The 15,318-nt window shown below is 66.0% G+C and carries 10 protein-coding genes; 7 read left to right on the top strand and 3 right to left on the bottom strand.

What is annotated here, in order from left to right; genetic code table 11:
• Positions 1-4: 4 nt before the first annotated feature.
• Both MF134_RS12670 and MF134_RS12675 read right to left on the bottom strand, forming a co-directional pair.
• Complete coding sequence (locus tag MF134_RS12670) at positions 5-805, bottom strand: DODA-type extradiol aromatic ring-opening family dioxygenase (protein ID WP_255339829.1); 801 nt, start codon at positions 803-805, stop codon at positions 5-7.
• Positions 806-913: 108 nt separating this feature from the next.
• Positions 914-1,366 carry a MarR family winged helix-turn-helix transcriptional regulator gene (locus MF134_RS12675; protein WP_255339830.1) on the bottom strand — a complete coding sequence of 151 codons (453 nt, stop codon included), beginning with the start codon at positions 1,364-1,366 and terminating at the stop codon, positions 914-916.
• Positions 1,367-2,196: 830 nt separating this feature from the next.
• Between MF134_RS12675 and MF134_RS12680 the strand changes: the two genes are divergently transcribed.
• The 5 genes from MF134_RS12680 (at position 2,197) to MF134_RS12700 (ending at position 7,448) form a co-directional block, all read left to right on the top strand.
• The gene (locus MF134_RS12680; RefSeq protein ID WP_255339831.1) at positions 2,197-2,478 is read left to right on the top strand and encodes an acyl carrier protein; all 282 of its coding nucleotides are present in this window, start codon (positions 2,197-2,199) and stop codon (positions 2,476-2,478) included.
• 386 nt (positions 2,479-2,864) lie between these two features.
• Entirely contained in the window at positions 2,865-4,076 is a 1,212-nt protein-coding gene (locus tag MF134_RS12685) for a beta-ketoacyl-ACP synthase (RefSeq protein ID WP_255339832.1), read from the top strand.
• Between the two features lie 64 nt (positions 4,077-4,140).
• Entirely contained in the window at positions 4,141-5,427 is a 1,287-nt protein-coding gene (locus tag MF134_RS12690) for a beta-ketoacyl-ACP synthase (protein ID WP_457589983.1), read from the top strand.
• Between the two features lie 30 nt (positions 5,428-5,457).
• A complete protein-coding gene (locus tag MF134_RS12695; protein WP_255339834.1) occupies positions 5,458-6,510 on the top strand; it encodes a zinc-binding dehydrogenase in 1,053 nt (350 codons plus the stop codon).
• Entirely contained in the window at positions 6,507-7,448 is a 942-nt protein-coding gene (locus tag MF134_RS12700) for a lipid A biosynthesis lauroyl acyltransferase (RefSeq protein ID WP_255339835.1), read from the top strand. The genes MF134_RS12695 and MF134_RS12700 overlap by 4 nt, the downstream gene beginning before the upstream one ends.
• 164 nt (positions 7,449-7,612) lie before the next feature.
• On the opposite strand, the gene MF134_RS12705 is transcribed toward MF134_RS12700, so the two are convergent.
• Positions 7,613-8,041, bottom strand: coding sequence for a L,D-transpeptidase (locus tag MF134_RS12705; protein WP_255339836.1), 429 nt, complete (start codon positions 8,039-8,041; stop codon positions 7,613-7,615).
• A 283-nt stretch (positions 8,042-8,324) separates the two neighbouring features.
• On the opposite strand from MF134_RS12705, the gene addB reads away from it, so the two are divergent.
• Together addB and addA are read left to right on the top strand one after the other, a co-directional pair.
• Entirely contained in the window at positions 8,325-11,465 is a 3,141-nt protein-coding gene (gene addB, locus MF134_RS12710; RefSeq protein WP_255339837.1) for a double-strand break repair protein AddB, read from the top strand.
• A complete protein-coding gene (addA, locus tag MF134_RS12715; RefSeq protein ID WP_255339838.1) occupies positions 11,462-15,271 on the top strand; it encodes a double-strand break repair helicase AddA in 3,810 nt (1,269 codons plus the stop codon). The genes addB and addA overlap by 4 nt, the downstream gene beginning before the upstream one ends.
• Positions 15,272-15,318 lie beyond the last annotated feature (47 nt).

Consider the following 15,318-nt stretch of genomic DNA (forward strand, 5'->3'; position numbering starts at 1 on the left):
AAGCTCACGCGGCCTGACGGAAGGCGAAGGCCTCCATGGCGAGTGCGCCATAATCGCGGCTCTCGTGGAGCTTTTCGGTCCGAACCTCGCCACCGCCCGCTCCGAGCGCGACGTAGAGCGGCATCAGATGTTCGTCGGTCGGATGGTTCTCGCGAGCATAGGGAGCCCGTGCCCGGTAGTCCAGCAAGGCGGGCAGGTCGCCGGCCGCCAGCTTGTCGCTCATCCAGGTGACGAAGTCCTCGACCCAGACCGGCGTCTTGGCGGTGCGGTTCCCGATCCGAAGATGCTGGAAGGCCTCGCGCAGATTATGGGTGAAGGAACCGCTGCCGATGACGAGAACGTCTTGTCCGGGCAGTTCACGGAGCGCCTCACCGAGAGAATAGTGATAGGCGGCGTCGCGGGACGGATCGACAGAGATCGCGACCACCGGAATGTCGGCTTGCGGATAGATCAGCGACAGGGGCACCCACGCGCCATGGTCCAGCCCGCGGGCGGCGGCCGGCGCCGCCGCGAAGCCGGCTGTCTTCAGCATCGCGACGATTTCTGCCGCGAGCGCGGGATCGCCCGGGGCGGGGTAGCGCATCTCGTAGAGTTCACGCGAAAAGCCGCCGAAATCGTGAATCGTCTCCGGCCACTGGTCGCTCGTCACGAAGACCCGGCCCTGCGCCTCGAAATGGGCGCTGGCGACGACGATTGCGCGCGGACGCGGCAGATCCTGACCGAGCTGGCGCAGAAAATCCGTGGCCGGCGTCTGTGACAGGGCGATATCCGGCGAGCCGTGAGAGACGAAAAGAGCGGGCAGCATGGCGATCCACCGACGAAAGGGAGCAATAATCTTCAAGATAATTGCTGCCGCGCTCCGCGTCAGTTGCCCAAAGCCCGACGGATCGTTCACCGCTGCGTGGGGAATGGCCTAAGGCCGGATCGCCCGATCCAGAGCCTCCAACCCGCGCTCCAGACCATTCCGCTCTTCCGCTGAGAGGGAGTTGAGCACCGAGTCTTCGGCCTGGTAGATCTTCGGGAGCAGGCGCTCGAACGCGGCGATGCCGGATCCGGTCAATGCGAGATGCTCGAACCGCCGATCGGATACGGCCCGCGTCCGCGTCAGCCATCCGCGCTGGTCCAGAGACGACACGGCGCGACTGACCTTGGTCTTGTCCATGGCCGTCATTTCGACGATGTGCGAGGATGTCAGGCTCTCGCGTCCGCTCCGTCCCAGCGCCATCAGGACGGTAAATTCGGGGGCGGTCAGCCCCTCTTCCCCCTTGTGAACCTTTGCCGTGATCCGTCCCAAGGCTGTCGCCGTCCGCAGCAAGCGGTTGGTGATGGAGATCACCGCACGTTCTTCATCCCATTTCCTACCCATGGGTCCACCCTAGTGGTCTTGCGCCGACATTCGCGTGTTACTCATTTTGTTCGCCGGCTTGAATGTCGGATGAAAGGATCACCAGCGAACGTGTCGGCTCCGTTTCGTTTTTGGCTGGTCGCTGTGCGGCCCCACGCAGCGCCGCATATGATTTGACGAGCTCTGCAATCTGTTCGACCGTCCTGCTTCGTGGCGGCAGGCGATCACGACCCTCCTCAGCGACCAGGAGTTGAGCTCAGAGAAGAGAAACACTTTTATCTTCTATTCGATGCACACTCTTCCTCTTTCCAATCTTTCCCGGGACGCACCCACCCCCACTCCTGCGATCCTGAATACCCGGTCACCACTCGATCGCAAACTCATGCGAATCAAAATGTTGTCGACAAAATGTCGCGCAATGGTCGGCTTCGCAGGAGACGAGGCGCAAGCAGACCGACAGCCCGACACAAAAGGTCACACAACGATCTTGGCCTCAATTGAATCTGTTTCAAGTGCAGTCTGTAGCACTTCGCATCAAATTTAAGAGTGAATAATCTTTGTTTATCAAAATAGATGAAATAAACGTCATGCTGCGTCATCGAGCAAGGCACCGGTATTCGATGACCTATTGCCACGACAAGCCGCCCCGCCTCTGCAACTCAAATGCGAATCGGCGAGCATTCTCGGAGCCCATCGGGGACGGGGTTCCTTGCCTCGGCTTCCGACCGTAGCGGTTCGGCCACGCTTGCCTCTCCATTACCGACAAATGGCTTGAGGCGCTTTGCTTTTGGGATTCGTTTGCCTATAGCATCCCGCCAAATCCAACATTTCGAACGCTCAAGGGTAGGTCATTGTCTTCCACATTCGACCGAGTCGCTGATATCATTGCCGAAACCAGTGAAATCGACCGCAACGAAATCACGCCGGAAAGCCACACGATCGACGATCTTGGGATCGACTCCCTGGACTTCCTGGACATCGTCTTCGCGATCGACAAGGAATTCGGGATCAAGATTCCGCTGGAGAAGTGGACGCAGGAAGTGAACGAGGGCGAGGTCGCGACGGAAGAATATTTCGTCCTGAAGAACCTCTGCGCCAAGATCGACGAGTTGCGCGCCGCCAAGGCCGGCTGAGCCGTCTGGCCAGGGAAGGCCGGCGCGCTCACCCGGTCGGCCGCACCGGCAACGCCTGCCCGGCCGAAAAGAGCGACGATCATCCCGCGTGACGAGACGCGGCGAATTCGTCTGGCCTGCCGGTGATGGTCGGGAAGAGACGTCGGCAATCGCTCTTCCCGGCACCTCCGAGGCAAGCGTCGCAGCGATCATTTGTCGGCCCGTCGATTTGATCGGCACTCGCCACATCGGACAGACCGCCGGGAGGCCGACGGCCTTGCCGGGGCCAGGCTTTGCCGATACGGCTCCCTCACCGGCCCGGCAACCGTCACAGCTCAGCCATTTTCATCCCCGAAGAGCGCTGTGTCGACGGATCTGCCGACACGAGAGAGGAATGGGACAAATTCATGACTGATCGGCCACGCGATGTCTTGATCACGGGGATCGGCCTGGTTTCGTCCCTCGGCGAGGGCATCGCCCATCATCTCGACCTCTTCGCACGCGGCCCCGGTCTGCAGCCGAGTATCGTCACCGAGGGCTACGAGCCCTACTTCGTCCACGCCCTGCCGGCGATGGACTGGTCCCGCCAGATCCCCAAGCGCGGCGACCAGCGCCAGATGGAAACCTGGCAGAAGCTCGGCACCTACTCCGCCGGCCTCGCGCTGGAGGATGCCGGTATTCCCATGGACGAAGGAGTGCGCAGCGAGATCGACATGATCGTCGCGGCCGGCGGCGGCGAGCGTGACGCGAATGTCGACGCGATGGTCATGGAGCGGGCTCGCGGCTCGAACGATCCCGGCCGGGTCATCAACGAGACGCTGTCGACCGAGCTTCGGCCGACGCTGTTCCTGGCGCAGCTCTCCAACCTTCTCGCCGGCAACATCTCGATCGTCCACAAGGTGACGGGCTCGTCCCGGACCTTCATGGGCGAAGAGGCTGCTGGAATTTCCGCGCTCTATTCGGCCAGCGCGCGGATCGCCTCCGGCCAGAGCGAAATCTGCCTCGTCGGCGGCGCGTTTTCCGCCGAACGAAAAGACCTGATCCTGAACTTCGATCTGGCCGGGCTGATGCTGCGCGACGAATGGCGGCCGGTCTCTGCGCGTAACGAAGCGCATTCGGGAATCGCGGTCGGCAGTGTCGGCGCCTTCCTCGTGCTGGAATCGGCCGACCATGCGGCCAAGCGCTCGGCAACCGCCTATGCGCGGCTGGTTTCGGCCGTGGGCGATCGCGGCCGCCGCGAACGCGAGAAGACCGCGGAGCGTTTCACCGCGCTCTTGCCCGACAATTCCACTTCGGCTGAAGAGACGCTGGTGCTTTCCGGCGCCACCGGCCTCGCCGATCTGCTCGACATCGAGCGTCAAGTGCTGGCCGACAAGCTGCCCGGGAGCCCGACGCGCGCCTATGGCACGATGCTTGGCCATTCCTTCGAGGCTCAGATGCCGGCGGGCGTCGCCCTTGCGGCAGGTGCCCTCGCCCGCGGTGTCGCGCTGCCGCCCTTCGACAGCGGCGAGGAGAGCGAGGCCAATGCGGCCCCGCGCCGAGCCATCGTGACCGCATTGGGCCATCTGCATGGCGAGGGCGTCTGCCTCGTCGAATCGATCGCGGGCCCGAGCCGATGATTGAAAGAAAGACAGGCCTGCGAAGCGGGAGCGTCGCTCCTGGCCGCGGCGAGAACGAGGTTCGATGACCATGAGCGACACCGATTTTCTCGGCCGGCCGATCATTGCCGTGACCGGTCTTGGCATCGTCTCCTCTCTGGGGCGCGGTGTCACCGACAATTGGGCGGCCCTGACCGCCGGCCGCTCGGGCATTCACGCGATCGACCGCTTTCCCACCGATGGTCTGCGCACCACCATTTCGGGCAGCGTCGATTTCATGGGCGAGATGGGCGCGACCTCGACCGGCCTGTCCTACGCCATGGCGGAGGCCGCCGGCTCGGAAGCGATCGTCATGGCGGGGCTGAACGACGCCGATTTCGGCGGGCCTCTGTTCCTCGCCGCACCACCCGTCGAGATGGAATGGCAGCATCGGCTGAAGCTCGACCGGATGGATGGCGCGACACGGGAGGAGGCCGGCTACGACCGCCTGCTCGAAATCGCCCGCAAGCATCCCGATCCGTCGATCTACCATCTGACCCAGTGCAGCCGGATTTCCGAGCTGCTCGCGAATCGTCTCGGTACGCGCGGTCTGCCGATCACGCTGTCGACCGCCTGCGCCTCCGGGGCGAGCGCCATTCAGCTCGGTGTCGAAGCCATTCGGCGAGGCGAGACGGATCGCGCGATCACCCTCGGGACGGACGGTTCGATCACGCAGGAATCGCTGATCCGCTTCTCGCTGCTTTCGGCGCTCTCCACCCAGAACGACGTCCCCGAGAAGGCCTCGAAGCCCTTTTCCAAGGACCGCGACGGCTTCGTCATGGCCGAGGGCGCCGGCGCGCTGGTGCTGGAATCGCTTTCGGCGGCCAAGGCCCGCGGCGCGAAGGTGCTCGGCATCATCCATGGCTGCGGCGAGCGGGCCGACGATTTCCACCGCACCCGCTCCAAGCCCGACGGCTCGCCGATCATCGCCGCGATCAAGGCCGGGATCGACGATGCCGGCCTGAAGCCGGAAGAGATCGACTACATCAACGCCCATGGCACGTCGACGCCGGAGAACGACCGGATGGAGGCAACGGGTCTGGCGGCGGTCTTCGGCGACCGGCTGCCCGAGACGCCGATTTCCTCGAACAAATCGATGATCGGCCATACGCTGACGGCTGCGGGCGCCATCGAGGCGGCGTTCTCGATCCTGTCGCTCAAGGAAGGCATTTTGCCGCCGACGATCAACCACAACAATCCCGACCCGGCTCTCACCCTCGACGTCGTGCCGAACGAAGCGCGGCGGGGGGATATTTCGGCCGTGCTCTCCAATTCCTTCGGCTTCGGCGGACAGAACGCCTGCCTGGTCCTCGGCCGCGAACCGCGCGGCTGAGACGGCAGACCGATATTTCAGGACCAGACCATGCGCGCACTTCAACTCTTCGGCGACCGGGACCTCAAGGCGGTGGACGTTGCGCCGCCCCCTGCCCCCGAGGCTGGCGAGGTGACGGTCGCGATCAAGGCGGTCGCGCTGAACCACATCGATGTCTGGGGCTGGCGCGGCATGGCGTTCGCCAAGCGCAAGCTGCCGCTGACCGTCGGCGCCGAAGCCGCGGGCGTCGTCGAGACGATCGGCCCAGGTGTGTCCTCGGTGCTGCCGGGTCAGCTTGTCTCCATCTATGGCGCGCGCACCTGCGGGCTCTGCCGCCCCTGCCGCGAAGGCCGGGATAATCTCTGCGAGAATGTCGGCGGCGTGCACGGCTTCCATCTCGACGGCTTCGCCCAGGAGAAGATCAATCTGCCGGCTCGCCTTCTGGTGCCGGCGCCTCCGGGCTGCGACCCGGTCGCCGCGGCCCTCGCCCCGGTGACCTTCGGCACCGTCGAGCACATGCTGTTCGACAATGCCAAGCTCGAGCCCGGCGAGACGATCCTCGTCCATGCCGGTGGTTCGGGCATCGGCTCGGCGGCGATCCAGCTCGCCAAGCGCCATGGCGCCACGGTGATCACCACGGTGGGCTCGGACGAGAAGGCCGAGCGCGCCAAGGCGCTCGGCGCCGATCACGTGATCAACTACCGGGCCGACCGGTTCGAGGGCGTCACCCGCAAGTTGACCAAGAAGAAGGGCGTCGACGTCGTCTTCGAACATGTGGGCGCCGATACCTGGGCCGGTTCGATGCTGTGCATGAAGCGCGGCGGGCGGCTCGTCACCTGTGGGTCCACCTCCGGCGTGTCGACCCAGATCAATCTGATGCAGCTCTTCCAGCAGCAATTGAAGCTCCTCGGCTCCTTCGGCTGCCGGATGGAGAACATGACCCACGCCATGGAAAAGATGGCGCGGGGCCTCGTCCACCCGGTCATCGACACCGAGATCGGCTTCGAGGGAATCGATCTGGCGCTGAAGCGCATGGAAGCGCGCGAAGTCTTCGGCAAGATCATTCTGCGGCTCGACGAGGTCGGCGACACGACCGCTGCATGAACCCCAAGCTTCTCAAATTTGCGCTCCGGGCCAAACGCACCAGCGACTATGCCGTTGCCAAGCTCCTGTTCGGCATTCTGAAGATCCTGCGGCTGCTGCCGGCCGATACGGGTCTGAGATTTGCCGACCGTGTCGCGCGCCTCCTGGGCCCGCTCTCGCCCCGCCACAAACTGGCGCTGACCAATCTCAGGCGCGCCTTTCCGGAAAGGGACGAAGCCTGGGTCAGGGCGACCGCGATGGCGAACTGGGGGCAGATGGGCCGGATCGCTGCCGAATTCGTCTATCTGGACGATCTCTTCGACTTCGATCCCGACCATCCGGGCGAAGGCCGGATCGAGGTGGTCGGCGTCGAGACCTTCGTCGAGCTGCGCGAACGAAAAGGGCCGTTCATCTTCTTCACCGGCCATCTCGGCTGCTTCGAGCTTCTGCCGATCGGGGCTGCGGCCTATCACCTGCAGTTCACCGCCCTCTTTCGCCAGCCCAACAACATCTACATCGCCAAGCGCGTGCAGGCCGCGCGCCGCACCAGCGGCGGCCACCTCGTCCCTTCCAAGGCCGGAGCGGCCTGGGCGCTCGCCGGCATCCTGAAGGGCGGCGGCTCTGTCGGCATGCTGGTCGACCAGAAATTCAGGAAAGGCGTGAAGACGACGTTCTTCGGTCTGCCGTGCAAGACCAATCCGCTGCTACCAAAGCTCGCCCGCCAATACGATGCGGAGGTCTATCCGGCACGCTGCATCCGCCTGCCCGGCAATCGCTATCGCCTTGAACTGATGCCGCGCCTCGACCTGCCGACCGATGAAGAAGGCGCGGTCGACGTCGCGGCGAGCTGTCAGTTGCTCAACGACGTCGTTGAAGGCTGGATTCGCGAATATCCGGATCAGTGGATGTGGTTTCACGACCGCTGGAAGATCGCCCCGAAGCGCAAGAAGCGACGCTGACACGGGCGAGCCCGAGGCGCAGATCGCAAGAAAGCACCTCCAGCATGAGCAAACACAAACGACCGGCCCCATGAGGAGCCGGTCCCAGATCGTCGCGATCTTCTCGAACTCCTGCCGGACAAGAGACAGGCGCGCCGGCGCATGTCTCCCGCTATTCGGTCGGGTCAGCGCTGAACGATGATCCGCGTGTTGCCCATGCCGTGCTTGCGCACCAGCGAGTAGAAGCGCTTGGCGTTCGCCGGATGCAGCCGCACGCAGCCATGGGACGCCGGACGGCCCAGCCGGCTGATCGCGCCGGTGCCGTGAATGGCATAGCCGCGGTGGTAGAACACCGAATAGGGCATCGGCGACATGTCGTATTTGCGCGAATACCACATGCGGTGCAGACGCTTGGGCTTCCAGGTGCCCGTGGGCGTGACATAGCCGCGCCGCGCCGTCGAGACCGGCCAGCGGTACACTACCTTGCCGTTCTGGATGACGGTGAGGGTTTGAGAGGAAAGATCGACCTTCCCGACCAGGCCGGCTTGTGCCGCCGAAAGCGTCAGGAAACACGATCCGACGATCATCGCGATCGCCAGAGCCAAATTCTTCATTACGCCACTCCTGCCAATTCGTTGTCGTCTTTTTGCCACGAAAAAGACTATTTCCGCCTGTGGCCGGAAAATCAATTGCCAAGTTCGTGAACGGTTAAGCGCGTCACTCTCGGAGGTTAAATCGGCTCTTACGCAGGGTCATTTGTAGATTGTCTCGGACTTGACCGCGGGGGTGGGGCCGTCCTGAACGAGGGCGGTTTTCCGCGACGTCGGGACGCATCAGAATTGCATAGACCGTTCGCGGGAGCATGCGAATCGGCCTTTGACCGGGTAGATTGCCGGGATGGCTCCAACGATTCTTTCGATCCCGCCCGGCCGGCCGTTCCTGAAGACCCTGGCCGAGGGTCTCCTCGCCGGGCAAGTGATCGAGGGTTTCCGCTATGCGGGCGATCCGCTGTCGCTCGCCGATGTCACGATCTACGTTCCGAGCCGGCGCGCCGCGCGCAGTCTTGCCGGCGCCTTCGTGCAGGCCTTGGGCGGCAGGGCGGCGATCCTGCCGCGCATCCGCCCGATCGGCGAAGGGGATGAGGCTGAGATCTTCGCTGCCGGCGCCGATGCCGATCCCGCCGCACGGCTGTCGGCGATGCCAGAACTCGAACGGCGCCTCAGCCTGGCCCGCCTCGCCCGGCAATGGCGCCATCTGGCCGACCGGGTGGCCGGCGAGCCGGTGGAAGGCGCGCCCGAGCGGATGACCTCGGCGGCCGAGGCCCTGTGGCTGGCCGGCGATCTGGGTGCCCTTCTGGATGAGATCGAGACCGAGAAGACCTCCTTCGCCAAGCTCGCCGGGCTCGCCCCGGAATCTCTCGCCGCCTGGTGGCAGACGACGCTGTCTTTCCTGTCCATCGTCACCGAGCACTGGCCCGCTCATCTCGAGGAACGCGGCGTCATGAGCGAGGCCGCGGCCAAGAACCGCTGGCTCGAGAACGAGGCTGCACGGCTTCGCGCAGGCGAAGCGGACGGCCCCGTGGTCCTCGCCGGTTCGACCGCGACGGCGCCGGCCACGCGCGATCTCATGCATGCGATCGCCCATCTGCCGCAGGGCGCGCTCGTCCTGCCCGGCCTCGACCGCCACATCGGTAGCCAAGGTTTCGCGGCGATCGACCGCGACCTTGCCATCGCCTCACCCGGCCATCCGCAATATGGCCTGAAGACCATCCTCACTCGTTTCGCCCTTTCGCCGGAACAGGTGCCGCATCTCGATGCGGAGCTTTCGCCGAAGCTTGTGTCGCGCGAGGCCTTTCTGTCCCACGCCCTGCGGCCGGCCGAAACCACCGCCGCCTGGGCCGACGACGCCGAGCGGCATGGACCGGATGCCCTCGACGACATCGCCCTGATCGAAGCCGCCGAGCCACGCCTTGAAGCGCTCGCCATCGCGGTCGCCATGCGAGATGCACTGGAGCACCCCGGCAAAAGCGTGGCCCTGATCACGCCGGATCGACGGCTTGCCCGCCGGGTCATTTCCGAACTCGACCGCTTCGGCATCACGGCGAATGATTCCGCCGGCCAGCCGCTCGATGCGACCGCGCCCGGCACACTTCTGTCGGCGCTGCTGAAGGTCGTGTTCGAACCCGGCGACCCGGTCGCGCTTCTCGGGCTCCTGAAACACCCGCTCTGCCGCCTCGGCCGTGTCCCGATCGAGGCCCGCAACGCCGCCCGCGCCATCGAGCTTCTGGTGCTGCGCGGCACTGTCGCCTTCGCCGATGGCGGCGCGCTGGCGACGCTGGTGAAGGAGCGGCTGGACGAGATCGAGGCCCTGCCGGCCGGCGAGGCCGGGCGTCTGCTCTCGAGGCCCGCCCGCCACATCAAGGCAAGCGACTACGAATCGGTCCGGCAATTCGCCGCCGATTTCGAGGCGGCGATCGCCCCCCTTACCGCCCTGCGAGAGGCCGATCCGGCCGAGCTTCCGGACTACGCCGTCTCCATCACCAAAGCGCTGGAAGCGCTGGCCTGCGATCCGGCCGGCCACCCGAAGGAGCTTTATTCCGGAGAGAATGGTGCCGCGCTCGCCGGGCTTCTCTCCGAACTGGTCGCCGCGCCACGAACCGGCTTCGCCTTTCCGCCCTATGAATTGCCTGACGCCATCGCCGCACTGTCCGCCGGCGTGACGGTGAAGCCCCGCGGTGGCCTGTCGGCCCGGGCCTTCGTCTGGGGGACGCTGGAGGCGCGGCTCGAAACCGTCGACACGGCGATCCTCGGCTCGCTCAATGAGGGCGTCTGGCCGGCCGGCGCGCGCAATGGCGCGTTCCTCTCTAGGCTGATGCGCCGCGAGATCGCCCTCGACCCGCCAGAGCGCCGGATCGGACTGGCCGCCCACGACTTCTGGATGGCGATGGGTGCTGAGCGCGTCATCCTCACCCGCTCGCGTCGGATGGACGGAGCGCCGACGCTGGCCTCGCGCTGGCTGCAACGGCTGACGACGCTGGCCGGCGCCGAGGCGACGAACACGATCCGGGAGCGCGGCGATGTCTTTTTTGCTGCCGCCGAAAGCCTGGACGTGGCGGAAGACAGGCCGCGCATCCCGCGCCCGGAGCCACGACCGCCAGTCGAGATGCGCCCGCGCCGGTATTCGGTAACGGAAGTCGAGACGCTGATCCGCGACCCTTACGCGATCCACGCCAAACGCATCCTGAAGCTGGAACCGCTGCCGCCTCTGATGCGCGCCCCCCATGCGGCCGAGCGCGGCAGTCTGGTCCACGCAGTCGTCGCAGATTTCGTCATCAAGGGAATCGACCCGATGGCGGCGGATGCGGCGGAAGAGCTGATCGCGATCGCCCGCCAGCATTTCGACCGCGAGGCCCTGCCGCCGGATATCGAGGCGGTGTGGTGGCCGCGCATGGTCGGCACGATCGGCCATTTCCTCGGCTGGGAGCGGGACCGCCACGATACTTTGCGAGAGCGCATGGCCGAGCGACAGGGGACCAGCGATTTTCCGGCGATTGGCATCAAACTCACCGGCCGCTCGGACCGGATCGACCGCCTCACCGACGGTTCGCTCGTCATTCTCGACTTCAAGACCGGCACCCAGCCCTCGGTGAAGCAGGCGCGCAGCCTTCTCGCGCCGCAGCTCGCGCTCGAAGGCGGCATGGCGCTGCGCGGTGATTTCGAGGGAACCCGGCCGGGCGATCGTCTGAACGATCTCGCCTATGTGCGGCTGCGCGAACGCGAACTGAAAGAGGAGACGATCGCCACCGCCGGCACGAAGAGCGAACCGCCCGTCGACCCGACCGACCTGTCGCGGCAGGCGATCGCCCGCTTCGAGCGGCTCGCCGCGCGGACGCTTCTCGCCGACACGCCGTTTCGCTCGCGGGTCCGGCCGGTCTATGCCCGCGAATATGGTGGGGACTACGACCATCTCGCCCGGGTCAAGGAATGGGCCGTCGCCGGCGATGACGAGAGCCCGAGCGAAGCGGGAGGCGGCGCATGAGCCAGAGCCTCGCGCCCTTTGTCGATCCGGAAACGATTCGCCGCCAGGAGATCGCCTCGGACCCGAAGACTTCCGTTTTCGTCGCGGCGAATGCCGGCTCGGGCAAGACCCATGTCCTGACCGAACGCGTCGTGCGGTTGCTTCTCTCCGGTGTGGACCCGTCGAAGATCCTGTGCCTCACCTTCACCAAGGCGGCGGCGGCGGAAATGTCCACGCGCGTCTTCGCCCGCCTCGGCGCCTGGGCGACCATGCCGGATGACGCGCTAGCCGCTGTCCTGGGGCCTCTGATCGGCAAGCGGCCCGACGAGCCGGCGCTGCAAAAGGCGCGGCAGCTCTTCGCCCGCGCCCTGGAGACACCGGGGGGCCTGAAGATCCAGACGATCCATGCCTTCTGCGAGGCGATCCTTCACCAGTTCCCGCTGGAAGCCGACGTGCCCGGCCATTTCCAGGTGATGGAAGAAGCGGAGACCGCGCGGCTTGTGGCCGAAACGCGCAAGCGGCTCCTGACGGGTGCAGTCACAGCAGACCATCGCTTGAGAGAAGGCGAACGCGGAGACGCATCGATCTCCCCCCTTGTGGGGGAGATGGATGGCAACCCAGAGGGGGGTGTGGCGCCAACTCTTGGAGGTTCGCGGTCGGGATACCCCCCTCTGCCTGCCGGCATCTCCCCCACAAGGGGGGAGAGAGGGCCAATCGCTACCGACAAAGCAAGCTTCGACGGCTTACCGTCGGCCTTCGCCGACGTGCTGGACATTGCTGGCGAGAACGGTCTCGATCGGCTTCTGGAGGACATCGCCCGCAAGCGCGACGACATCGGTCGGCATCTCGAGGAAGTCGGCGGGGTGGGGGAGGCGGTGGCGCACCTTGCCGAAAGTCTCGGGGTCGAACCGGTTGAAGAAGAAAGCGGTGCCATTACCGCCGCCCTCCCCTGCCCGCATCTGCCGCCCGAGATCTGCGAGACGCTGAAGGCCGCCGCGAGCGCCAGCCAGTCGGTCTCCGACGTCCGGTTCGGCGAGCGGCTTGTACGGCTTCTGGATGAAGGCCTCGAACCCGAGCAGCGCTTCGCCGCCTATCGCGCCATCGTGCTCGATTCCAAGGGCGAAGTTCGCGCCTCGCTTCGGGGCGTCGCCACCAAGTCCGTAGCCGAATTCGTGCCCGATCTCCTCGAACGCCTGCAGGCCGCGGGGAACCGCGTTGCGGCGATCGAGGAAAAACAGGCCACGCTCCGGCTCTTTCGCGCAAGTCGCGCCGCGCTCGTCATCGCCGATGCCTTTGAGCGCGACTATGCCGGGCTGAAGCGCCGGCGCGGGCGGCTCGACTTCACCGATCTCATCGCCCGCACGGCCGATCTCCTACTGCGGTCCGAAGCGGCGAACTGGGTGCATTACAAGCTCGATCAGGGGATCGACCACATCCTGATCGACGAGGCCCAGGATACGAGCCCGCGGCAATGGCAGGTGATGCGCCAGCTCGCCGACGAGTTCTTCGCCGGTGCGGGCAGTCATAACCGCCGCCGCACGCTGTTTGCCGTCGGCGACGAGAAGCAGTCGATCTATTCCTTCCAGGGCGCCTCGCCGCACATGTTCGACGAGGAGCGCCGGCGGGTGGAACGCCGGGCGGAAACCGCCGGCATCGCCTTCGAGGCGATTCAGCTCAATCGCTCCTTCCGCACCGTGGAAACCGTGCTTTCGGCGGTCGACCGGGTGTTTCTCGATCCGGACAATCGCAAGGGCCTCTCCGCCGGCAACGAGGCGCCGGCCCATTCCGCCGCCCGCCGCGACGGGCCGGGGCTGGTCGAGATCTGGCCGCCCTTCGAAGCCCAGAAGATCGACGAGCCCGACGACTGGACGATGCCGCTCGACGAAGAACCGCAGGGTTCGCCCACCCACCGGCTCGCCCATCGCATCGCCGACACGATCCAGCGCTGGATCGGCGATCCGATCCGGGTCAAGGGCGCGACGCGGCCGCTCGATCCGGGCGACGTCATGGTCCTGGTCCGCAAGCGCTCGGGCTTCAGCGCGGCGCTGGCCGCCGCGCTCCGGGACCGGCACATAGCCGTCGCCGGCACCGACCGACTGGTCATCACCGATCACATCGCCATCGAAGACCTGGTGGCGCTCGGCCGGGTGGTGGCGAACTTCGACGACGACCTGTCGCTCGCCGCGGTACTGAAGAGCCCGCTGTTCGAGTTCTCCGACGACGATCTGATGGCGCTCGCGCTGTCGCGCGACGGCAGCGAACCGCTCTCCTACGCCCTGCGGCTGCTCGGGGGCGAGGATGGTCTTGCCAGGCTGCCGGACTTTGCGCCCGATGGCGACGCCGCGATCGCGCTTGTCGCGAAGGCCAAACGCGCGATCGACCGTCTCGACGAATTGCGCGACCGGGCGGGCTTTACCGGAGTGTTCCAGTTCTACAGCCGCATTCTCGGGCCGGAGGGCGGCCGCAAGGCGCTGACCGCCCGGCTCGGCCGCGATTCGAACGAGGTGATCGACGCCTTTCTCGATCTGGCGCTCGCGAAGGAACAGGAAGGCGTCACCGGCCTCGACGCCTTCCTCGCCGAGCTTGCAGAATCGCCCCCCACCTTGAAGCGCGAACTTGGCCATGGCCGGGGCGAGGTGCGCATTCTCACCGTCCATGCCTCCAAGGGCCTGGAGGCGCCGGTGGTGTTTCTCGTCGATCCAGGTTCGGCGCCCTTCTCACACGCCCATGGGGCGAGCCTGATCCCCTGGGAGGCCATGCCGGGCCTCGCGCCCGGTCACGCTCCGGGGTTTTTATGGTGTCCGACGAAGGATTGTCGCAACGGTGTCGTCTCCGATCTCAAGAGCGCCGAGAAAGAGCGGGCCGAGGAGGAATATCGCCGGCTCCTCTATGTCGGGATGACACGGGCGGCCGATCGTCTGGTGGTGTGCGGCATCGCCGGGCTGAGGGGCCCGAACGCGGAATCCTGGCTGCAGCGCGTCGCGGCCGCACTTGAGGGCGAGGCCGAGGAGATCGTCGATTCGAATGGCGAACGCATTGCGCTGCGGATCGGCGCACCGCCCAGCGGCGAAAAGCTCCAGACGCGCCGCACGATCGCGGCCGAGCCGCCAACCTTGCCGCTCGCCCCGCTTCAGCCGGAAGTGCTGCCGCCCCGCCCCCTGTCGCCCTCGCTCGCGAGCGCGGCAGCGGAAATCCTGCCCGAACCCGAGCCGGACACGGCGCCCGCCATCGAGGGCGAAGTCCCGCAGTCGCCGGTCCTGAGCGGCGCCGACACACCGTCCTTTGCCATCCGGCGCGGGCTCGCCGCCCACCGGATGCTCGAAGTGCTGCCCGGGGTGGCGCCGGAGGACCGCGAAACGGTGGCTGGCGACGTTCTGGCGGCGCTCGCGCACGATCTTCCTGAGAGCGAATGCCGCCACCTGACCGCCTCCGTCCTCGCCGTCATGGCCGAGCCGGATTTCGCGCCGATCTTCGCCGCCGGAAGCCGGGCCGAGATCGCGATCGCCGGCGAGCTGACGCTCCGCGGCAAGAGCTATACGGTCAACGGCACGATCGACCGGCTGGCCGTGACCGATGACCGGGTGCTGATCGTCGACTTCAAGACCAACCGGCCGCCGCCCGAACGGCTCGACGCCGTGCCGCAGGCCTATATCCTGCAGCTCGCGCTCTATCGCGCGCTGGTTCAACCGCTCTACCCGGACAAGCCGGTGGAAGCGGCGCTTCTCTTCACCGAGGCGCCGCGCCTGATCGCGGTTCCCGCCGCGGCGATGGATGCCGCCGTTTCCGATCAGAAAACGCAGCGTCCGACAGATGACGACCTTGCTTGAATTGGCCGGAACAGACGTCTACCTAGATGATCGAAACACGGAACAAG

The sequence above is a fragment of the Jiella marina genome, assembly GCF_024359545.1.
GTDB lineage: Bacteria > Pseudomonadota > Alphaproteobacteria > Rhizobiales > Rhizobiaceae > Jiella.